Annotated in this window: 18 protein-coding genes; 13 read left to right on the forward strand and 5 right to left on the reverse strand. The window is 61.4% G+C overall.

Annotated elements, in window-relative coordinates; genetic code table 11:
• Nucleotides 1-6 precede the first annotated feature (6 nt).
• The gene (locus BWR59_RS17495) at nt 7-912 is read right to left on the reverse strand and encodes a LysR family transcriptional regulator (protein WP_081566893.1); all 906 of its coding nucleotides are present in this window, start codon (nt 910-912) and stop codon (nt 7-9) included.
• Nucleotides 913-1,027: 115 nt separating this feature from the next.
• On the opposite strand from BWR59_RS17495, the gene BWR59_RS17500 reads away from it, so the two are divergent.
• The gene (locus tag BWR59_RS17500; protein WP_081566894.1) at nt 1,028-1,885 is read left to right on the forward strand and encodes an NmrA family NAD(P)-binding protein; all 858 of its coding nucleotides are present in this window, start codon (nt 1,028-1,030) and stop codon (nt 1,883-1,885) included.
• On the opposite strand, the gene BWR59_RS17505 is transcribed toward BWR59_RS17500, so the two are convergent.
• A complete protein-coding gene (locus tag BWR59_RS17505) occupies nt 1,886-2,761 on the reverse strand; it encodes a LysR substrate-binding domain-containing protein (RefSeq protein WP_081566895.1) in 876 nt (291 codons plus the stop codon).
• Nucleotides 2,762-2,990: 229 nt separating this feature from the next.
• On the opposite strand from BWR59_RS17505, the gene BWR59_RS17510 reads away from it, so the two are divergent.
• Together BWR59_RS17510 and BWR59_RS17515 are read left to right on the forward strand one after the other, a co-directional pair.
• Nucleotides 2,991-4,526, forward strand: coding sequence for an MFS transporter (locus BWR59_RS17510; RefSeq protein ID WP_081566896.1), 1,536 nt, complete (start codon nt 2,991-2,993; stop codon nt 4,524-4,526).
• A gap of 163 nt (nt 4,527-4,689) precedes the next feature.
• On the forward strand, nt 4,690-4,947 hold the full coding sequence (locus BWR59_RS17515) for a DUF2790 domain-containing protein (protein WP_081566897.1): 258 nt from the start codon (nt 4,690-4,692) through the stop codon (nt 4,945-4,947).
• A 780-nt stretch (nt 4,948-5,727) separates the two neighbouring features.
• On the opposite strand, the gene BWR59_RS17520 is transcribed toward BWR59_RS17515, so the two are convergent.
• On the reverse strand, nt 5,728-6,864 hold the full coding sequence (locus BWR59_RS17520) for a glycerate kinase (RefSeq protein WP_081566898.1): 1,137 nt from the start codon (nt 6,862-6,864) through the stop codon (nt 5,728-5,730).
• 302 nt (nt 6,865-7,166) lie between these two features.
• On the opposite strand from BWR59_RS17520, the gene BWR59_RS17525 reads away from it, so the two are divergent.
• Nucleotides 7,167-8,369, forward strand: a complete 1,203-nt coding sequence (locus tag BWR59_RS17525) for a GGDEF domain-containing protein (protein ID WP_081566899.1) — start codon at nt 7,167-7,169, stop codon at nt 8,367-8,369.
• A gap of 13 nt (nt 8,370-8,382) precedes the next feature.
• Here the strand turns inward: BWR59_RS17525 and BWR59_RS17530 are convergent, their stop codons facing one another.
• Complete coding sequence (locus BWR59_RS17530; RefSeq protein WP_081566900.1) at nt 8,383-9,471, reverse strand: sugar diacid recognition domain-containing protein; 1,089 nt, start codon at nt 9,469-9,471, stop codon at nt 8,383-8,385.
• A gap of 204 nt (nt 9,472-9,675) precedes the next feature.
• Here BWR59_RS17530 and BWR59_RS17535 point away from each other — a divergent pair, with 204 nt between their 5' ends.
• A complete protein-coding gene (locus tag BWR59_RS17535) occupies nt 9,676-10,893 on the forward strand; it encodes an alpha/beta fold hydrolase (RefSeq protein WP_081566901.1) in 1,218 nt (405 codons plus the stop codon).
• Nucleotides 10,894-10,941: 48 nt separating this feature from the next.
• On the opposite strand, the gene BWR59_RS17540 is transcribed toward BWR59_RS17535, so the two are convergent.
• The gene (locus tag BWR59_RS17540) at nt 10,942-11,655 is read right to left on the reverse strand and encodes a FadR/GntR family transcriptional regulator (protein WP_081567173.1); all 714 of its coding nucleotides are present in this window, start codon (nt 11,653-11,655) and stop codon (nt 10,942-10,944) included.
• A gap of 345 nt (nt 11,656-12,000) precedes the next feature.
• Here BWR59_RS17540 and BWR59_RS17545 point away from each other — a divergent pair, with 345 nt between their 5' ends.
• The 8 genes from BWR59_RS17545 to BWR59_RS17580 all read left to right on the forward strand — a co-directional run bounded on the left by BWR59_RS17545 (nt 12,001) and on the right by BWR59_RS17580 (nt 20,816).
• Nucleotides 12,001-13,350, forward strand: coding sequence for an MFS transporter (locus BWR59_RS17545; RefSeq protein WP_081566902.1), 1,350 nt, complete (start codon nt 12,001-12,003; stop codon nt 13,348-13,350).
• 76 nt (nt 13,351-13,426) lie between these two features.
• Nucleotides 13,427-14,770 (forward strand): glucarate dehydratase, encoded by a 1,344-nt coding sequence (gene gudD, locus BWR59_RS17550; protein ID WP_081566903.1) that lies wholly within the window; start codon nt 13,427-13,429, stop codon nt 14,768-14,770.
• Between the two features lie 141 nt (nt 14,771-14,911).
• Entirely contained in the window at nt 14,912-15,565 is a 654-nt protein-coding gene (locus BWR59_RS17555) for a DUF1345 domain-containing protein (RefSeq protein WP_081566904.1), read from the forward strand.
• 184 nt (nt 15,566-15,749) lie between these two features.
• Nucleotides 15,750-16,715 carry a D-2-hydroxyacid dehydrogenase family protein gene (locus tag BWR59_RS17560; protein ID WP_081566905.1) on the forward strand — a complete coding sequence of 322 codons (966 nt, stop codon included), beginning with the start codon at nt 15,750-15,752 and terminating at the stop codon, nt 16,713-16,715.
• A gap of 29 nt (nt 16,716-16,744) precedes the next feature.
• Complete coding sequence (pncA, locus tag BWR59_RS17565; protein WP_081566906.1) at nt 16,745-17,395, forward strand: bifunctional nicotinamidase/pyrazinamidase; 651 nt, start codon at nt 16,745-16,747, stop codon at nt 17,393-17,395.
• A gap of 229 nt (nt 17,396-17,624) precedes the next feature.
• Nucleotides 17,625-18,542 (forward strand): formate/nitrite transporter family protein, encoded by a 918-nt coding sequence (locus BWR59_RS17570; RefSeq protein WP_081566907.1) that lies wholly within the window; start codon nt 17,625-17,627, stop codon nt 18,540-18,542.
• Between the two features lie 221 nt (nt 18,543-18,763).
• Nucleotides 18,764-19,447 (forward strand): response regulator transcription factor, encoded by a 684-nt coding sequence (locus BWR59_RS17575; protein ID WP_081566908.1) that lies wholly within the window; start codon nt 18,764-18,766, stop codon nt 19,445-19,447.
• Nucleotides 19,425-20,816 (forward strand): HAMP domain-containing sensor histidine kinase, encoded by a 1,392-nt coding sequence (locus BWR59_RS17580; RefSeq protein ID WP_081566909.1) that lies wholly within the window; start codon nt 19,425-19,427, stop codon nt 20,814-20,816. Before BWR59_RS17575 ends, BWR59_RS17580 begins: the two co-directional genes overlap by 23 nt.
• Nucleotides 20,817-21,116 lie beyond the last annotated feature (300 nt).

Consider the following 21,116-nt stretch of genomic DNA (forward strand, 5'->3'; position numbering starts at 1 on the left):
AGCGGCTCAGCGGCTCAGCGCGACCACGAATTCGAGAAAGGCGCGCACCTTGGCCGGGGGCAAGTGCCGCGACGGGTACAGCGCATACAGCGGGAAGTACTCGTCCGGCCAGTCCGGGAACAGCTCGATCAATCTGCCCTCGCGCACAGCCGATTCCACACCCAGTTCCAGCACCTGCGCCACTGCCTGGCTTTCCTCGCAAACCCGGTGCATGGTCCCGACATCGTTGACCATCAAGCGCCCACGGGTGTTGACGAACAATCGCTCGGCCCCTCGATGAAACTCCCACGGATAGGGTCGGCCGGTCTGCGAATCGCGAAAATCGATGCAGACGTGCTCCGGGCTTTCCAGGTCGGTGGGATGCTGCGGTCGGCCGTGTTTCTTCAGATAGGCAGGTGACGCTACGGTCAATACACGGGTCTTGAGCAACTGCCGACCAATCAGCGAAGAAGACGGTTGCTCGCCGAAGCGCACCGCCAGATCAACGCCATCGGCTACCAGATCTCCCAACTGCTCGCGGGTGACCAGATCCAGTTCCAGCTCGGGATAGGTGGCCATGAAGTCGCCCAGGGCCGGGGCCAGAATCAATCGCGAAAAGTACGGATCGACGTTCACCCGCAAGCGCCCGCGCACCGCCGTGGCACTGCCGGACGCCAGCGCAGCCGCCTCCTCCAGCCCGGCCAGCAGTGGCGCTATTTCCTCGTAGAGTCGCCGACCCTCATCGGTCAGTTTGACTGAGCGCGTGGTGCGATCGAACAGGCGAATTCCCAGTCGGGTTTCAAGCCGGGCTATGGCGCGGCTGACGCCGGACTGGGTCATGTCCAGCACGTCGGCGGCCTTGACGAAGCTGCCGGTGTCGACCACCGCTGACAGCACCCCCATGCCACTGGCCAAGCGTCCATCGAAGCTCATTGATGATTCCTAGGCATGTATGCAATGACACCCATGCTATCGGAGAATCAACGCACTGGACGCAATAATTCTCGCAACGGCGGCAGTGGGTCGCCCTCTCTGAGGAGTTGTGGGCATGTACACGATCATGGGCGTTACCGGGCAAGTAGGCAGCGAAGTCGCGAACAACCTGCTGGCCGCGGGCAAGCCAGTCCGTGCGGTGGTGCGCAGCGCCGAAAAAGGCCAGGCATGGGCGGCCAAGGGCTGTGAAACAGCGATTGCGGATGTTGATGATGTGTCCGCCCTGACCCGCGCGTTTCAGAACAGCGCAGCGGTGTTCATCCTCTTGCCGCCCAACTTCTCACCCACCGAGGGCTTCCCGGAAACCCGCAAGGTCATCGCCAACATTCATGAAGCACTGGCCAACGCCAGGCCTGGCAAAGTGGTGTGCATTTCCACCATTGGCGCTCAAGCCTGCCAACCCAACCTGCTCAATCAACTGCAACTGCTGGAGAAAAGCCTGAGCAATCTGGAGCTGCCGGTGACCTTTCTGCGCCCCGGCTGGTTCATGGAGAACTGCCTGTGGGACGTCGAACCGGCAATCCAGACCGGGGTGATCCCCAGCTTTCTGCAACCGCTGGACAAGCCAGTGCCAATGGTCGCCACCGCCGACGTCGGCCGGGTCGCGGCCGAGCTGCTGCAAGAGCAATGGTTCGGCAAGCGCATTGTCGAGCTGGAGGGTGAAACACCGGTCACACCGAACCAGATCGCCGAGACCTTCAGCCAATTATTGGGCAAACCGGTGACGATGCAGAGCGTGCCTCGTGAGACCTGGCAGGCGCTGTTTACCGCTCAGGGCATGAGCAACCCAGTGCCGCGCATGCAAATGCTCGACGGTTTCAACGAAGGCTGGATTCGCTTTGAGGGCTTGCCGCGCAAAGGCATCGTCGATCTGAAGAGCGTGCTGCAAGGGCTGCTCGCGCGCGAGGGATGATCAAGCCTCGCGCGAGGCCTTGACGTGCTCGATGAAGCGCGTGACCGCCGGCGCTTTTTCGTAGCGCCGGTGGATCAGTGACAGGTACGAGGTCGGCTGACAGTCCTCGATGCGCCTGAACACTACATTGGGCAAGTTGATGTGATCGACGACCGACTCCGGCACCACCGCCACGCCCTGTCCCAGGCTGACCAACGCCACCACCGAGACCAACCCTCCAGGCTGCGGCCCCAACGTCGGCGCGAATCCGCCCTGTGCCGCGACTTCGAGCGTTCCGGAAATCTGCTCGGGGAGGATGAAGGTCTCGTTCTGCAAATGCATCGCGTTGATCGTCTTGAGCTTGCACAGCCAAGAGCTGTCCGCCAGTGCCAGGGCAAACCCTTCGGTCAGTAGCTTCACCACGCTGACCGACTCCGGCAGGCTCATGGGTGAGCGGATGAAACCGACGTCCAGCCGGCCCTCCTCGATCATCCGTGGCAGGGCCGGCATCAGGTATTCAGTGATGGTGAAATCGACGTCGCTGTAGCGCTGACGAAATTCGCCGACCTGACGCTGCAGTACACCTGAAAACACCGCCGACGCCACGTAACCCAACTCGATCTTGCCGGCCTCGCCACGTCCGGCGCGCTGCACGTTGTATTGCGCGGTTTCGAACTGACGCACCGCCAGTTCCGCTTCGATCTGCAAGGCGCGGCCCGCGTCGGTCAGGCGCACCTCGCGCTGCTCGCGCACGAACAAGCGGGTGCCGAGGGCGCTTTCCAGGTCCTGAATCTGCCGTGTCAGGGTCGGCGGCGCGATGCCCAGCTGCTCGGCGGCGCGGGTGAAATGCCGGTGTCTGGCGACCGCCAGAAAGTAGCGAAAATGACGGATTTCCATGAGTCGTTACCTGACAGGTAATGAAATTGCTGGATGCGGGTAACGAAGCATAAGCGATCCCGGAATATTCTGTGTGCAGCGCGCAACATCTGTAGCAGCTTGGGGTGCCGGCAGCCGCACTAGTAACACCACCGCCGCCGGCAAGCCGGGTTGCTACAGAACAGGGCGCACCGTGAGAAAATCACGCCTGGATATTAGCTGAAACCTAACAGCTGTCGGAGTTACCGCTATGCCTGTTCACAAACCCAGCCCACGCATGACGCTGCTTACCGCTTCGGGCGTGTGTGCGCTGATCGTGCTCGATACCAATATCGTTGCCGTGACCCTGCCCAGCATTGCCCGCGATCTGGGCGCCGGATTCGCCGACATCGAGTGGGTGGTCAGCGCCTACATGCTGGCCTTTGCCGCCCTGCTGTTGCCTGCGGGCAGTCTGGCCGACCGTTTCGGCCGCAAAAAGATGCTGATTACCGGGCTGGTGCTGTTCATTCTCGCCTCGGTGGGCTGCGGCGCGGCACCGAACATTCTGTTCCTCGACATTGCCCGGGCAATCAAAGGGGTGGGCGCGGCGCTGTTGTTGACCTCGGCGCTGGCGACCATCGGCCACGTCTTTCATGACGAAGTCGAGCGGGCCAAGGCCTGGGCGTTCTGGGGCGCGTGCATGGGAGTGGCGATGACCGCCGCGCCGACCGTGGGCGGACTGATCGCCGAACTGGTGGGCTGGCGCTGGATTTTCTACCTCAACCTGCCTGTCGGCCTGGTGCTGCTGAGCATGGTGACGCGCAACATTGAAGAATCTCGCAACGAACAATCGGCGCGCCTCGATCCTTGGGGCAGCCTGTTTTTCAGTGCCAGTCTGCTGAGTCTGATCTGGGGCCTGATCGAGGCCAACCGGATCGGTTGGGACAACCCGCTGACCTTTGCCCGCTTGCTGGGCGGTGGCCTGCTGCTGGCGCTGTTTTTACTGGCCGAACGTCTGCAACGTCGCCCGATGGTGGATTTGCAGCTGTTCAAGTACCCGCGTTTCATCGGCGCCTTGCTGGGCATGTTCGCCTACGCCTGCTGCGCGCAGGTCATGATGACCCTGTTGCCGTTTTACCTGCAGAACGGCCTGGGGTTCAGCGCCATCGCTTCAGGGCTCGGCATGCTGCCGTTCGCGATCACTATGTTGCTGCTGCCGCGCCTGGGCCCGAAGCTGTCGCGCCACCTTTCACCCGCGGCGATGATGGCGCTGGGACTGACGCTGGTGAGTGTCGGCAATCTGCTGTGCGCCTGGGCGACGTCCATTGGCGGCTATCCCTCCTTCGCTGCAGCGATGGCGGTGACCGGCGCCGGTGCGGGTCTGCTCAACGGCGACACGCAGAAGAACATCATGGCCTGCGTGCCCCGCGAGCGCACCGGCATGGCCTCCGGCATGAGCACCACCATGCGCTTCAGCGCGATCATGCTGGGGGTCGGCGTGTATGGCGCCCTGCTCGCCAGCCACACGTTGAACGCCCTGAATATCAATCTGCGAAACGCCGCGCCGGACTGGCTCGACCAGGCCGAATACATTGCCTCCCGGGTAGTGGCCGGGGACATGAGCGCGGCGTTGCAATCGGTCAGCGAAGGCGCACGGGAAGTCGTGCAACCGCTGGCACAACAGGCGTTCGTCACGGGCTTTGGTTCGGTGCTATGGGTGGCCGGATGCGTCGGGCTGTTCGCCGCCGCGCTGGTGGGTACGTTGATGCGCAAACCTATTCCGGTGATGCATCTGAAGGTGGCCTGAGCAGTCCTGCCGCCTGGGCCATTCCCCCGGCGGCAGCCCCAGCCCCGCCCGCAGGTGATAAGGCGGCTGAAAAATCTAATTTCACCTCGAACGGAATAACCCTCCCCGCGCTTCGTCATACGGGCTCAAGAAAGTCATCCCGGCCACTATGAGGAAGCCCACCATGAAAACCACCCTGTTTGCCCTGACGCTTACCGCCCTGAGCGCCTTCGCTTTGACCGCCAATGCCGACGTGAAGAACATGCCGCAGGTTCAGCAATACACCTACGGCACCAAGGTCGACATCGCTGAAGTTACCAAGACCCCGAACCTGAATTTCTGCGGCGTACGCCCGGTGGATCTGGGTTACGTCGACCACATGGGCAAAGCGCACACCCTGCGCTACGAAACCAGCGGCAACGTTTGCTTGGGCGACAACTGATCGAGCAGGTTGCAACCGCTCTACGAGACATGCCGCTTCAACAGCGATAACAACAGCGGCCTCTCGAATTCGTGACTTGTAAGCAAAATTTTTGTACCTGAAATGGGATTTTTTTCATGAGTCTCTCTGCAGATATTGGTCATTCGATGTGGCGCAGCGTTTCGTCAAGCGGTCGAGCTGATCAAAATGCCACACCGCAATCGCGACCCTCGTACCTCGGGTTGCTCCCACAGTGATGTGGCAAACCGCGAATTCGTGCCGAACCCTGGACCTGTGGGAGGGAGCTTGCTCGCGAAGGCGATGGGTCGGGCAGTCAGTCGGTGAACGACACACCGCAATCGCGACCCTCGTAACCTCGGGTTGCTCCCACCGTGATGTGGCAAACCGCGAATTCGTGCCGAACCCTGGACCTGTGGGAGGGAGCTTGCTCGCGAAGGCGGTGGGTCGGGCAGTCAGTCGGTGAACGACACACCGCAATCGCGACCCTCGTAACCTCGGGTTGCTCCCACAGTGATGTGGCAAACCGCGAATTCGTGCCGAACCCTGGACCTGTGGGAGGGAGCTTGCTCGCGAAGGCGGTGGGTTGGGCAGTCAGTCGGTGACCGACACACCGCAATCGCGACCCTCGTAACCTCGGGTTGCTCCCACGGAGATAGCGGGACGCCCGACAAGCTGTGGTGGACGCAGAGCCTGTAGCAGTCCGGCTTGCCGGCGGTAGCGATTTCAAGGACGCCACCGCCCGCAAGCCGTGCTGCTAAGGCCAGTGTGGGAGGGCCTGGATCACCGCGCAGCCAAGGCCCACACCCTTGCCAGATCCCGCGCGCGGTCGTGCAGCAGAGTGGCGGCGTCGCGGCAGGCCTGGTCGAGGGTCATCGGGCCGCTGGTCAGGGCAAACGCCGCGCTGATGCCGTGTTCGTAGAGATCGGCATACCCATCGCCCAAGGTTCCGGCCAGCACGATCACCGGCACGTTCTTGCGCTGAGCGATCTTCGCCACCCCGAACGGGGTCTTGCCGCGCAAGGTCTGGGCATCGAAACGGCCTTCGCCGGTGATCACCAGGTCAGCGCCTTCCAGCGCCTCGGCAAGTCCGGTGAGGTCTGCCACCACTTCCACGCCCGGCCGGAACGAAGCATTCAGATACGCCTTGGCCGCGAAGCCCATGCCGCCCGCAGCGCCGCTGCCAGGGTGCTCACTCTCATCCTTGCCCAGCACCTTCGCCGAGTGTTGGGCGAAATGCCCCAGCGACGCATCAAGCGCCAACACCTGCTCGGGAGATGCGCCTTTCTGCGGGCCGAAGATATGCGAGGCGCCATGAAGCCCGCAAAGTGGATTGTTCACATCGGCGGCCACTTCGAACTGCACGTCATTGAGCCGCGTGTCCATGCCGTCGATGTCGATTCGCGCCACCTTGCTCAATGCCAGACCGCCTGGCGGCAGAGGGTCATCGCTGCTGTCGAGAAAGCGTGCGCCCAGGGCGGCCAACATCCCGGTCCCGGCGTCGTTGGTGGCACTGCCGCCGATGGCCAGGATCACCCGTTGCGCGCCCGCCTCCAGCGCTGCGGCGATCAACTCGCCGGTGCCATATGACGTTGTGATCGTGGCGTCCCGCTGCTCCAGGGTGAGCAGTTGCAGACCACTGGCCATGGCCATTTCGATGATCGCCGTGCGGGTTTCGGCCAGCCATCCCCATTGCGCTTCCACCGGCTCGCCGAGCGGGCCGGTCACCCGGTTTTTCATCCACTGCCCATCGCACGCCGCCAGCACCGCCTCGATGGTGCCCTCACCGCCATCGGCCATGGGGCATTCGACCAGACTGGCATCCGGCCAGACTTCGCGCAGCCCGGTTGCGATGGCCTGCGCCACACCTTGAGCGCTGAGGCTGTCCTTGAAGGAATCCGGGGCGATGACGATTTTCATGTTGTTCTCCTTATCCGATAATCGCGATCTTCGCATTACTCGCTGAAATTTCCGCCTGACCTTCGCACAACAGGTGATTCGGCAAGTTGTTCATACGAACAAAAAGCAGCGCTGCGACGAGCGCCAATCGACGCGTTGCCGGTTGTTCTCTATAAAGATAAATATGTCGCGGGCGATTCAGCCACATTACCCGCCAGATATGACACTATATAGCCACTATTTTTACAGGGTCTCTGACCGGATCTGAATGCTCCGCCATATAAGGTCAGATCCCGCCTCTTGATGATGAAAGCTGCAGCCTTATGCTCCTGAACGATCCGGTTACCCTGCTTTTCATCATCATCCCCTTCGGACTCATGACCACGCTGATGCTCTGCCTGTCGTATGTCGGCACCAGCGACCATCGTGCGCCGCTGCATTGGTGGATCGCCGGCGATCTGGTGCTCGCAGTCTATCGCGCGGTGGATCTGCTACAGCCGGGCGTAGTCGCGCCCGAATACGACTGGCTCGGCATACTGTCGCCACAGACGGCCTTTATCGCCAATACTGCCGGGCTGCTGCTCGCCATCGGCTGCCACACCCTGGCGTTGCATCAATTATCCGACCAGCGCTGCAATGTTCAGTGGCACGCACGGACGCTACTGGCTCCGGTGCTGATCTACGGCATCGGCGCCAGTGCGCTGCTGCACAACGAATACATGCTGTCGTGGTTCTTTCTGTTCTGCGTGATCACCATCGGCATCCAGTTCTACGTGACCTGGCCCTTGAGGAAACGCTTTCGCGGTGCGTGGGCACTGCTGACCGGGCATGTGGCGCTGCTGATTTTCCATGCGCATTCGACCGTAATCCTGACGCTGGAACCCCCACCGCCGTTGAGTTTCGATGAACCGGACATGTTCTCTCTGCCCGCGCTGGCGATGGATTTCATGGTCTCGTTCCTGTTCACCTTGAGTTTCGCGCTGATGCTGCAGGAGCAGCTGCGCCAGCAGGTGGTACAACTGAGCATCACCGACACCCTGACCGGCGCGCTCAACCGTCGAGGTGCGGTGTCGACCATTCTTCAGGAGCGGCGTCAGAACGGCCCGCAGCGCTACCCGCTGTCGGTGGCGATGATCGACCTGGACAACTTCAAACGTATCAACGATCAGCACGGTCACGCTGCCGGCGATACGGCACTGCAAGTGTTCGCCAGCACCGTCACGCGGCTGATTCGCAAAGACGATATCTTCGTGCGCTGGGGCGGCGAGGAGTTTCTGCTGGTCTTCCCCGGGACGGATATCGCTCAGGCGCAGGGGTTCATGAGTCGCCTGCGCGAAGCCCTGAACAGCGAGCAGCCCACGCCATCACTGCCCTTGCCTATCGGCTTCAGTGCGGGACTGGCGCAGACTTCGTCGATGAACAGCCGGGAAGACTTCGAAGCGTTGCTGCGCTCGGTGGACAAGGCGCTGTACCGGGCCAAGCGCGTGCGCGGGCGGGTCGAGGTGGTTGAGGCGGTCGATCTTTAGCGATCCGCGCCGCTCAGACTCGCGCCACCATCTGCATCCCCAGATACAAGCGCAACAGATCATCGGTGCGATACGGGTCGCAACCGCTGACCTCGGCAATCTTTTCCAGGCGATAACGCAGGCTATTGCGGTGAATGCCCAGTGCGTCGGCACAGGCCTGACTTTCGCCGCTGTAATCGAACCAGGCGCGCAGGGTGTCGAGCAGTTGCCCGTTGCCTTGCAGCCGGGTCACGGGTTCGGCCACACCTTCAGCCAGCCAGTCGTGACGGTTTCGCCAGAACAACACCGAGAGCCGATGACTCGCCAGCCGCAACAGCTTCTGTTGCGGTTGAACGTGGCGAGCGTAGTCGAGCAGGTCGCGGGCGCCAGCGCAGGCGTTACGCAGCGATGCCAGGTCGCTCGAAGGCTCGACCGTCGCCATGCGCAGCACCGGCCAGCCCTGCTCATCGAACTGTTCAAGGAGCAAGGCATCGTCGCGGTCCTTGCCCGCCGCCCGACACCAATAGACCAGACTCGGCTCGCAGGACACGCACCAACTGTTGGCGTAACGGCCGTTGAGCCAGGCGGCAAGTTGCCCGGCGTAAGTCGTGTCAGCAGGCAGCTCGATCACTACCGCCTGACGCGGCAACTGCGGCTGCAAACCCAGCTGCTCGGCCTCCTCGACCAGATGCCCGGCACTGTCGCCCAGCAGCAAACGCGACAGCAAATCCTCACTGCGCTGATGCCGCCACTGCTGATCGGCCTGCTGACGCCGGTGCTCCATCAACATCTCGGCGGTCATTTTCACCAGCTCGGCGTAAACCCGCACCTCGTCGGGCTCGCCGGTGATGCCCAGCACCCCCACCAGCTTCTGATCCAGCATCAACGGCAGGTTCACTCCCGGCCGCACGCCGTTCAATTGCCGAGCGGTATGGGAGTCGATCTCCACCACCCGACTGTTGGCCAGCACCAGTTGCGCCCCCTCGTGCCGCGTGTACAACCGCTCCGCTTCGCCGCTGCCAATGATGATGCCCAGGTAATCCATGACATTGACGTTGAACGGCAAGATCGCCATCGCCCGATCGACGATGTCCTGGGCCAGGGCATGATCAAGGGCGAACATGAGGCACATCCGGCGAGCGAGGGGATAGAAGGTTCATACACATCACGACTTGTTTTTGTTGGTGGGGGGAGTCTGCCTGATTTTTGCGGCGAGTTCCTGCATCAGAATGTGAGCCCCCGATACCCAGCGCGCAAACGCCATGGCACAGTGCCGAACATTGTCGTCAGAAATTCTTCTCTCAGTCAGCGAGTAAGCCATTCAGTGATGCACAGAGCAGCCCGCCACTTGCGCCTTCCCCACCTCGCCCTATCGCTGTCGCTATTGACCCTGCAAGCCTGCGCGTCCGGCGATGCGCCGCTGGGGCAGGCGAGTTTTGCCGAGTATCGCCAGCAGACGCTCGCCTGGATGCAGGCAAACCGGACCTTTCAGACCGACGACCATGGCGCCGAGCTTGAATGGAATGCACCGCGTGAATGGCGACCGGATGGCGTTGCCAAGCGAGGCATTTTGCTGGTCCACGGCCTCGGCGATTCGCCGTTTTCGTTCAACGATGTCGGGCAGAAGCTGGCTGACCAGGGGTTTCTGGTGCGCTCGGTGCTGCTGCCCGGGCATGGCAGCAAGCCTTCGGACATGCTCGATGTGACGCTCAAACAGTGGCAGGAAGTGGTCCGCGAGCAGGCGCAGATCATGCAGCGCGAGGTGCCGACGGTGTATCTGGGCGGGTTCTCCACAGGCGCGGATCTGGTGCTGGACTACGCCTATGAGCATCCGGAGATTGCCGGGCTGGTGTTGTTTTCTCCGGCATTCCGCCCAGAAAACACCTACGCCTGGCTCACCCAGTACATCGGCTGGTTTCGTCCGTGGCTGGCAAAACCGGACGATGGTGTCCGGCCCATGCAGACGCCGGTTCGCTACCTCAACGTGCCCACCAACGGCTTTGCCCAGTTCTATCGCAGCGCGCTGCTGGCTCAGGACCATATCGAACAGCGGCCTTACGACAAACCGGTGTTCATCGCCATTACCCAGCACGATTCAGTGCTCGATACGGCCTATGTGCTGGACAACTTCAACACCCGCTTCCGCAACCCGACCAGTCGGCTGATCTGGTATGGCGACACGCCGGCGCCAGCCGCAAAAACGCCACGGGTGCTGGTGCGCAATGACTACCTGCCGCAATACCGCATCGCGCAGTTCTCGCACATGGGGTTGATGTTCTCGCCCGACGACGCGCTGTACGGCAAGGATGGCAAGCAGCGGATCTGCTGGAACGGACAGCAGGCCGAAGACATGCACAAATGCCTGAATGGCGGCCCGGTGTGGTATTCGGATTGGGGACATCGCGAGCCGGGCAAGGTGTTCGCGCGGCTGACGTTCAATCCGTATTTCGAGTGGCAGATGGGGGTAATGATGGGGGTTTTGAACGGCGAAAGATCTAGCGCACCGCTCTCGCTGGTTGATGAACCTCCCAGCAGACGACACTGACCTGTGAGAGGGTGCAGGCCAAGCCGACGCACTGTGGAGATATTCAACTCACTCCACCGGCGCGAGGCGCTCGCGGCTGTTGCTCAAATGCGTCCACATCGCGGCCCGCGCAGCATCCGGGTCTTGCCGGCGAATCGCGGCCAGGATGGCCTCATGTTCGAGGTTCGCCAGATAGGCGTGATGGGTGAGGCTGCTCCCCGCCCTTTCGCTGGATGCAATGCGGCTGCGGGGAATCACGGCATTGCCCAGGTTGTGCAGGATCTCGACGAAATACGGATTGCCGGTCGCCTCGGCGATCAGCAGATGAAAACGTCGGTCGGCCTCCACGCAGCTGTCCTCCTTGGCCAGCAGGTCCTGATAGTCATCCAGCGCCATGCGCATGGCCGACAATTGCTCAGGGGTCCGACGCTGGGCTGCCAGCGCCACGGACTGCGTTTCAAGACCCATGCGCAGCTCGATGATGTGCCGCACGCTGAACGCCGTCTCCACTTTCAAGTGCAGGCCGCTCTGTTCCGAGCGTTGCAGCACGAAGGTGCCCTTGCCCTGATGGGTTTCCACCAGACCGGACGCCTGTAACTTGGAAATCGCCTCCCGCACCACGGTTCGGCTGACACCATGCTCGCGGACGATCTCGCTTTCGGAGGGCAGCTTCTCACCCGGCGCGATGGAGCCCATCAAGATGCGCTGACTGAGATCGGTGACCAGATCCGTCGCCAGGTTGTGTTGCCGTCGTTTGGGTAGCGTTCGTTCAGGCGCTTGCATGGGCAGTTGTCCGATCAGTGACATCATCAGAGCCGCAAATCAGCCTCGGCCCACTTGTATTTTTTTAACCTGACGGGCTTGACCAGGCGATCAGCCGTTATCGTGAAAACGGCACTCGCCGTGCGCAAACCCCTCATTAATCCGAGGCCAAACGCGTGTCGACCTACTCATCCAACTTGTCAGACAGGCAAGAATATTCCTTCGAAAAATTTCCCACAAGGCCCGCAAAATCGCTTGCGGAGCGCCACCGTACTTGTATGATGACTGGCAACAAGGCGCACACACCTTGTCACACACATTAGAAGTAACAACCCGCATAAAAATAATCAGTGGGAGTTAATCAGCGTGAACACATCCTCATCACGGGTGGATGACGCCCCGGATTCCGTGTTGCAGTCGGCGGTCTCCAAGGTCAAACGTCATATCCTGCCGCTGTTCGTCATCATGTTCATCGTCAACTATATCGACCGGGTCAACATCGGGTTCGTGCGTAGTCACATGGAACATGATCTGGGTATTGGCGCTGCCGCCTACGGCTTCGGTGCCGGCCTGTTCTTCATCGCTTACGCGCTGTTCGAAGTCCCCTCCAACATCCTCTTGCAGAAAGTCGGCGCACGCATCTGGCTGACCCGGATCATGTTCACCTGGGGTCTGGTTGCCTGCGGCATGGCTTTTATTCAGACCGAAACCCACTTCTATATCCTGCGTTTCTTGCTGGGGGTGGCCGAAGCCGGTTTCTTTCCGGGTGTGATCTACTACTTCACCCGCTGGTTGCCTGGCGTCGAACGCGGCAAGGCGATTGCGATTTTCCTCAGTGGCTCGGCGTTCGCCTCGCTGATCTCCGGCCCCCTCTCCGGCCTGCTGCTGCAGATCGAAGGTCTGGGTTTCCACGGCTGGCAGTGGATGTACTTCATTGAAGGCATGTTCTCGGTGGTGCTGTGCTTCTTCGTCTGGTTCTGGCTGGACTCCAAGCCCCACGATGCCAAATGGCTGAGCGCTGCCGAGAAGGACGCACTGGTCAACGCCATCGATGCCGAGCAGAAGGCCCGTGAAGCGGCAAATCCGGTAAAGCTGTCCATCGGCAAGCTGCTCAAGGACCCACAGATCATCCTGTTCTGCCTGATGTACTTCTTCATTCAGTTGACGATCTACGCCGCCACCTTCTGGCTGCCGAGCATCATCAAGAAAATGGGTGACCTGAGCGACTTCCAGGTCGGCCTGTTCAACTCGATCCCCTGGTTCATCGCCATCGTCTGCATGTACGGTTTCGCCGCCATGTCAGCCAAATGGAAGCACCAGCAGGCCTGGGTGGCCACCGCGCTGCTGATCGCCGCTGCCGGCATGTTCATGTCCACCACGGGTGGCCCGGTGTTCGCCTTCGTCGCTATCTGCTTCGCGGCGATGGGCTTCAAATCGGCCTCTTCGCTGTTCTGGCCGATCCCTCAGGGCTATCTGGATGCGCGCATCGCAGCCGGCGTCATCGCCCTGATCAACTCGGTGGGTAACCTTGGCGGCTTCGTCGCCCCGACCACCTTCGGCATCCTTGAACAGCAGACCGGCTCGATTCAGGGCGGCCTGTACGGCCTGACCGCGACTTCGATCATCGCCGCGATCCTGGTGTTCACCGTACGCACCACGCCCAAGCCGGGCGCGGTGCCGGTGGCCAAGGTCAACGCCACGCCCAGCCATTCCTGATGCTCTGAACCTTCAAAGCCCTGAACCTCGTTTTGACGGCGCCCGCGTGGCGCCCTGTAGACCCAAGGATTTAGCCATGACCACACAGCACAACGGCGGCACCCCAGTCATCACCGAGATGCACGTCATCCCGGTGGCAGGCCACGACGACATGCTGCTCAACCTGAGCGGCGCCCACGGCCCGTATTTCACCCGCAACATCGTGATTCTGAAGGACAACGCAGGCCACACCGGTGTCGGCGAAATCCCTGGCGGCGAGAAGATCCGCCAGACCCTGGAAGACGCCCGCTCGCTGGTGGTCGGCAGCACGGTCGGCAATTACCAGAAGATTTTGAACGATGTGCGCCGCACCTTCGCCGAACGCGACTCCGGCGGCCGCGGCCTGCAGACCTTCGACCTGCGCATCACCATTCACGCCGTCACCGGTATCGAAGCCGCGGTGCTCGACCTGCTGGGTCAACATCTGGAAGTGCCGGTCGCCGCCCTGCTCGGCGAAGGCCAGCAGCGCGATGAAGTGAAGATGCTCGGCTACCTGTTCTACGTCGGTGACCAGAAAAAAACCAACCTGCCGTACCGCACCGAAAACGACGCCGACAACGAGTGGTTCCGCGTGCGTCACGAAGAGGCGCTGACCCCCGAAGGCGTCGTGCGTCTGGCCGAAGCGGCGTTCGCTCAATACGGTTTCGAAGACTTCAAACTCAAGGGCGGCGTACTCAGCGGCGATGCGGAAATCGAAGCCGTGACGGCGCTGGCCGAGCGCTTCCCGAAAGCGCGCATCACCCTGGACCCGAACGGCGCCTGGTCGCTGAAGGAAGCCATCCGCCTGTGCCGCGATCAACACAAGGTGCTGGCATACGCAGAAGACCCGTGCGGCGCGGAAAACGGCTATTCGGGCCGCGAGGTCATGGCTGAATTCCGCCGTGCTACCGGTCTGCGCACCGCGACCAACATGATCGCCACCGACTGGCGTGAAATGGGTCATGCGATCCAGCTGCAATCGGTGGACATCCCGCTGGCCGACCCGCACTTCTGGACCATGCAGGGTTCGGTGCGCGTGGCGCAGATGTGCAACGAGTGGGGCCTGACCTGGGGTTCGCATTCCAACAACCACTTCGACATTTCGCTGGCGATGTTCACTCACGCCGCCGCCGCTGCACCGGGCAACATCACGGCCATCGACACCCACTGGATCTGGCAGGACGGTCAGCGCCTGACCAAAGCCCCGCTGCAGATCGTCGGCGGCAACGTGCAGGTGCCGAAGAAGCCGGGCCTGGGGGTCGAAATCGACATGGACCAGGTCGGCAAGGCCCACGAGCTGTACAAAGGCATGGGCCTGGGTGCGCGCGATGACAGCGTTGCCATGCAGTTCCTGGTGCCGAACTGGAGTTTCAATAACAAGCAGCCTTGCCTGGTGCGCTAAGCGCCGGGGCTGTTTGTAACCGATCCACGTTAACTGCCATATGGCGACCGGCGCGTAACCCCTTGCGCGCCGTTTTTCTTCCCCCGCTGCAACGACTTCGGCGTGCTAAGGTTTGCGCATATCGCTGCCGTGAAGCCCTCCATGTCCCACCTGACCCAGACTCACCCTCGCCTGACCATCGCCATCGGCCTCGGCTTTGCGGCGGGAATCGCCTCTGCCTTCATCGCGCCCGAGATCACGCTGACCAGCAAATGCCTGATCGCCTGGAACGTCGCGGGCTGGATCTACATGATTCTGATCATGCAACGCACGTTCAAATCCAACGCCGAGGACGTCAGACGCATCGCCGAGGTCGAGGACGAGAACGCCGGGCTGGTGCTGATGGTGGTCTGCGTCGCAGCGATTGCCAGCCTTGCCGCCATCGTGCTGGAACTCGCCGGAATCAAAGGGATGAGTGCCAGCGACAAGGCGCTGCATTACGCCTTTACCGGCTTTACGATCCTCGGCTCATGGCTGTTGATCGGTGTCATTTTCAGCCTCCACTACGCGCGGATGTTCTACACCTGGGACGGCGAAGATGCAGCCCTGCGTTTCGCCGATGGCGAGCAGAACCCCGACTACTGGGACTTTCTGTATTTTTCTTTCACCATCAGCGTGGCGGTGCAGACCTCTGACGTGGGGGTGGCGACCCGGGATCTGCGCAAAGTGGTGCTGGCGCAGTCGCTGATCGGGTTTCTGTTCAATACCTCGATTCTGGGTTTCTCGATCAATATCGCGGCGGGGTTGTTTAACTGAGCTCCGCCCCGCTGTGATCGATGAGCGCATCACCTGTGACCTCCGGCGGCGCCCACAGAGTCCGGTGGCGGCCTCGGACCGGACGAACGCTTGAGAATGCGCTGTTCAGGGTTCCACTCGGACTTGCTCAGGCGTAGTGTGAGCGCCACAAATCCAATGTGCTCCTTGAACGAGGCCTAACCGAATGACTCAGGTTCCCGCGCTGAGAATTGCCGTGCTCGATGACTGGCAATCCGTTGCCCAGGATGTAGTGGACTGGACAGTCTTGAACACGATCGGCGACGTCAGCTTCCTCCACGAATACCCCGCCGACACCGCGACCATGGTCTCGCGCCTGAAAGACTTCGAGGTGATCTGCGTGATGCGTGAACGCACGATTTTCGACGACGCGCTGCTCAGCCAGTTGCCCAGGCTCAAGCTGCTGGTGACTGGCGGCATGCGCAATGCCGCGCTGGATCTGAAGGCCGCTGCGCGTCAGGGCATTACCGTCGTCGGCACCGAAAGCTACAAATACGCTGCACCTGAGCTGACCTGGGCGCTGATCATGGGCGTCACCCGCAATATCGTCGATGAAGCCAATTCGCTACGTGCGGGCAATTGGCAGATCGGCATCGGCAGCGATCTGCATGGCAAGACGCTGGGAATTGTCGGCCTGGGCAGCATCGGTCAGAAGATCGCCCGCTACGCCTTGGCTTTCGACATGAAGGTGATCGCCTGGAGTGAAAACCTGACCGCCGAGCGCGCCGCCGAACATGGCGTGACCTGCGTCAGCAAGCAGGCACTGTTCGAACAGTCGGACATCATCTCGGTGAATCTGGTGCTCAGCGACCGCAGCCGTGGGCTGGTGGACGCCGAGTCGCTGAATCGCATGAAGCCGACGGCGTATCTGGTCAACACCGCCCGCGGGCCGATTGTCGACGAGGATGCGCTGGTCGAGGTGCTCAGGCAGAAGAAAATCGCGGGGGCTGCGCTGGACGTCTACAGCATCGAGCCACTGCCTGCCGATCATCCATTCCGCAGCCTGCCGAACCTGCTGGCCACGCCCCATGTCGGTTACGTCACGGAGAACAACTACCGGATGTTCTTCAGTCAGATGATTGAAGATATCCAGGCCTGGCACGCGGGTGAGCCGATTCGGGTGTTTGCGTAGTCGCTGAAATTCATCAAAGGAACACGATGATGACCCACTTCCTCAACCTGTTTCCCTCCGATCCGCGCTGCGCGCTGCTGGTCATCGACATGCAATACGACTTCATGCCTGGCGGTGCGCTGGCGGTGGCCGAAGGCGATGCGCTGGTGCCGCTGATCAATCGTCTCGGCGCGCTGTTTCGCAATGTGGTGATCACCCAGGACTGGCACCCGGCCGGGCATATCTCGTTTGCCGCCAGCCACGCCGGTCGTGCGCCGTTCGACAGCATCACCCTGCCCTACGGCCCGCAGACCCTGTGGCCGGAGCATTGCGTGCAAGGCACTCACGGCGCGGCACTGCACGCAGACCTCGCCATCGATCATGCGCAATTGGTCCTGCGCAAAGGCTGCAATGCAGGGATCGACAGTTACTCGGCGTTTGTCGAGGCTGACCGCATCACCCAGACCGGCCTTGCCGGTTATCTCAAGGAGCGCGGCATCGACAGCGTGTTCGTGGTCGGCCTGGCGCTGGATTTCTGCGTCGCCTGGTCGGCGCTGGATGCACGGGCTGCGGGCTTCAACACCTGGATCGTTGCCGATGCGTGCAAGGCGATCGATCTGAACGGCTCCCTGGACAAGGCGTGGAAGGATTTGCAGGCGGCGGGTGTCGTCCGCATTGAGAGCACCGATTTGTCCGCCTGAAGACAGACCTGTAGCGGCCCGGCTTGCCGGCGGTGGCGTTTTTGAAATCGCTACCGTCGGCAAGCCGTGCGGCTACAGGTGATCGGCCCGTAATCGGGTAGCTCCGCACACTGTCATTGCCTGGGCGAACGACGCTGAGCGGAACGGGTCTGAACCATCAGTGCGGCGCAGACCCCTTCAGGCAACTCTGGCCGTCCACCCCCCCCCCGAGAAGAACCAGAGAACCTCCATGGACAGTAAAGAAGACGGCAAGACCCCGGGCCTTACGCCTGAGGAAGAGCGCGACATCGACCAGAACCAGCCACCGCGAGCCGCCGTCCTGCACGAGACGATCCGCATGCAGGGCGATCAGGAACTAGAGCGCAATGTGGCGGCGCTATTCTGGTCGGCGCTGGCAGCGGGGCTGACGATGGGCTTGTCGCTGATGGCCATGGGATTGCTCAATTCCCGGCTGCCCGAGGGTGAGGCCTTCAAGGTCATCGCCAGCGTCGGCTACAGCGCGGGCTTTCTGGCGGTGATTCTCGCGCGTCAGCAACTGTTCACCGAAAACACCCTGACCGCCGTCCTGCCAGTCATGACCAAACCCACGCTCAACAACTTCGGCCGCCTGCTGCGGCTGTGGAGCGTGGTGCTGGTCGGCAATCTTTGCGGCACCTTGCTGGTGGCCTACGTCATGCTGGAACTGCCGATCTTCGACAGCAAGACCGACGAGGCCTTTCTCGAGATCGGCCGCAAGGTCATGGAAAACGGCACCACTCAGATGTTCGCCAAGGGCATCATTTCCGGCTGGATGATCGCGACCATGGTCTGGATGATCCCGTCCATGGAAAACGCCAAGATGTGGATCATCCTGATGATCACCTACCTGATGGCACTGGGGGACTTCACCCACATCGTGGTCGGCTCGGCGGAAGTGTCTTATCTGGTGTTCGCCGGCGAGCTGTCATGGAAAGAATTCTGGCTGGTGTTTGCCGGCCCAACACTGGCGGGCAATATCATTGGCGGCAGTTTTATCTTCGCCTTGATCAGCCATGCGCAGATCCGCAGTGAGAGCGGTACGCCGAAGAAGCAGGCCGATGCCGGCAAGCGTCGCGAAAACGATGCGGCCCCCCTTCAGGGGGAACAGAAGTCCCGCAAGACCACCTGAATCAAACCAGACCTGTGGGGATAGAGCTTGCTCGCGAAGGCGGTCGCTCAGTCAAAGCTGCGTCGCCTGACCTGCGCTCTTCGTGAGCAAGCTCTCTCACAGGTAAAGCGTTTCATTCATAAATCAAGGCGCCACCGGCTTCTTAAATTATTTTTAAGAAATACCGACTACGTTTAAAGGCAAAATACAGCCTTCAGTCACTACGTGGTTCAGACATCCCAATGACCCGAATCCTGACAATCGAAGACGATGCCGTCACCGCCAAGGAAATCGTTGCTGAACTCAGCAGCCATGGCCTTCATGTGGATTGGGTCGACAATGGTCGCGAAGGCCTGGTGCGCGCAGTCAGCGGCGATTACGACCTGATCACCCTTGATCGCATGCTGCCGGAAGTCGACGGTCTGGCGATTGTCACGACCATGCGCGCACTGGGCATTGCCACGCCGATCTTGATGATCAGCGCCCTGTCCGACGTCGACGAGCGGGTCCGCGGTCTGCGTGCCGGTGGCGACGACTATCTCTCCAAGCCTTTTGCCTCTGACGAAATGGCCGCGCGGGTCGAAGTATTGCTGCGCCGCAGCAACCCGGGCACCCAGGCCGAAACCATGCTCAAGGTCGCTGACCTGGAGCTGAACCTGATCACCCGCGAAGCCAGCCGCGCCGGGCAGCCGCTGAACCTGCTGCCAACCGAATACAAGCTGCTGGAATTTCTGATGCGCAACAGCGGCCAGATCATCACCCGCATGATGATCTTCGAGGAAGTCTGGGGGTATCACTTCGACCCCGGCACTAACCTCATCGATGTGCACATCGGTCGCTTGCGCAAGAAAATCGATCCCCCTACCCTGACGCCGCTGATACGTACCGTTCGAGGCTCAGGTTATGTCATTGCCGAACCCGTCTAAGGGCTGGCGCTCCTCCAGCAGCCGTCTGCTGGCGCTCTACAGTTTCCTGTTCGTGGCCTGGAGCAGCATCCTCATGGGGGTGCTGTACTGGGAAGTCACCAGTTACCTGAACACTCTCGCCCGCCACTCGCTGATGCAACGCCAGCAGCTGTTCTCGCGCTTCGAAGGCGCACAACTGGACGATGCGTTGCGCACCAGTGACAAGTTCGATATCCGCACGGTGGACGCCTACGGACTGTTCGACAGGGATCTCAAACCCATCAGCGGACCGGTCCAGGAGATCCCCGAAGGCCTGAAACTGACCGGCGAAATCCAGGAACTGGACACCTGCATCGACTCCGACGACCCCAATCTGCCCCGCGCCAGTTGCGATGCCGTGGCGATTCATACCCTCGATGATCGCTGGCTGATTCTGGTCCGCGACAACGGCTCGCTGTTTGCGGTAACCACGCTGATCCTGCGCGCGTTGGCGTGGGGGATCTCGCTGACGATCATTCCCGGCGCCCTGGGCTGGCATCTGTTGCGTCAGCGCCCGTTGCGGCGGATCGGCGCGATTCAGGCCAGCGCCGAGGCAATCGTCACCGGCGACCTGACCAAACGCTTGCCGGTCTCGAATCGGCGCGACGAACTGGACATGCTCGCTGATATCGTCAACGCCATGCTCGACCGCATCGAGCGCCTGATGAACGAGGTCAAGGGCGTCTGCGACAACATCGCCCACGACCTGCGCACCCCGCTGACCCGACTGCGCGCGCAGTTGTATCGGATCCAGCAGCAATCTGCCGAAGACTCGCCGCAAGGTGAGCAGATGGCCCAGGTCATTGCCGACGCCGATACCTTGATGGCGCGCTTTCGCGGCTTGCTGCGAATTTCCGAGCTTGAGGACCACCAGCGTCGTTCGGCCTTCGGACAGCTGGATCCGGTGCCGTTGCTGCAGGAGCTGCATGACTTCTATCTGCCGTTGGCAGAGGAAGGTCGGGTCTCGCTGCAACTGAAAGTCGCCGACAACCTGCCGCCAGTGGTGGGTGATCGGGCGTTGCTGTTCGAGGCTCTGTCGAACCTGCTGAGCAACTCGATCAAATTCACCCCGCCCGGCGGCCAGGTGCTGATGATCGCTCGCGCAGAGGGCGAGACCACTTTCTTGGAAGTCCAGGACACCGGCCCCGGCATTCCCGATGCCGAGCGCGAGGCGGTCTTCAAGCGGTTCTATCGCAGCGAGACGGGTAACCAGCAAAGCGGCTTCGGACTTGGGCTGTCCATCGTCGCCGCCATCGTCAGCCTGCATGGCTTCAAACTGCGCATCGGCAACAGCCCGTCCGGTGGTGCAAGCCTGGTGCTGGAGTGTCGGCAGGTGTTGGCGTTAGGGTGACCTGAACGACAAAGCCGCCTTGAGGGCGGCTTTGCTTGATCGGATTCACATCACATGTTGCGGGCTTTCTCGATGATTCGATCCTGCCGCTCCCACGCCTTCTTCATAACCTCCTGATAGACACGTTCCTAACGTGATCGCTCCCACGCTCTGCGTGGTAGCGCAGCGGCTGACGCTCCGCGTCAGATTGGATGCGGAGCATCCTGACAGGCGTTCCCACGCGGAGCGTGGGTACGATCAACTTGGTTACTTGGTGTCTTTTCAAGTAACTCGCCGGAGGCGAAACAGGTCTGGCGCACG

The sequence above is a fragment of the Pseudomonas sp. Bc-h genome (assembly GCF_002080045.1).
GTDB lineage: Bacteria > Pseudomonadota > Gammaproteobacteria > Pseudomonadales > Pseudomonadaceae > Aquipseudomonas.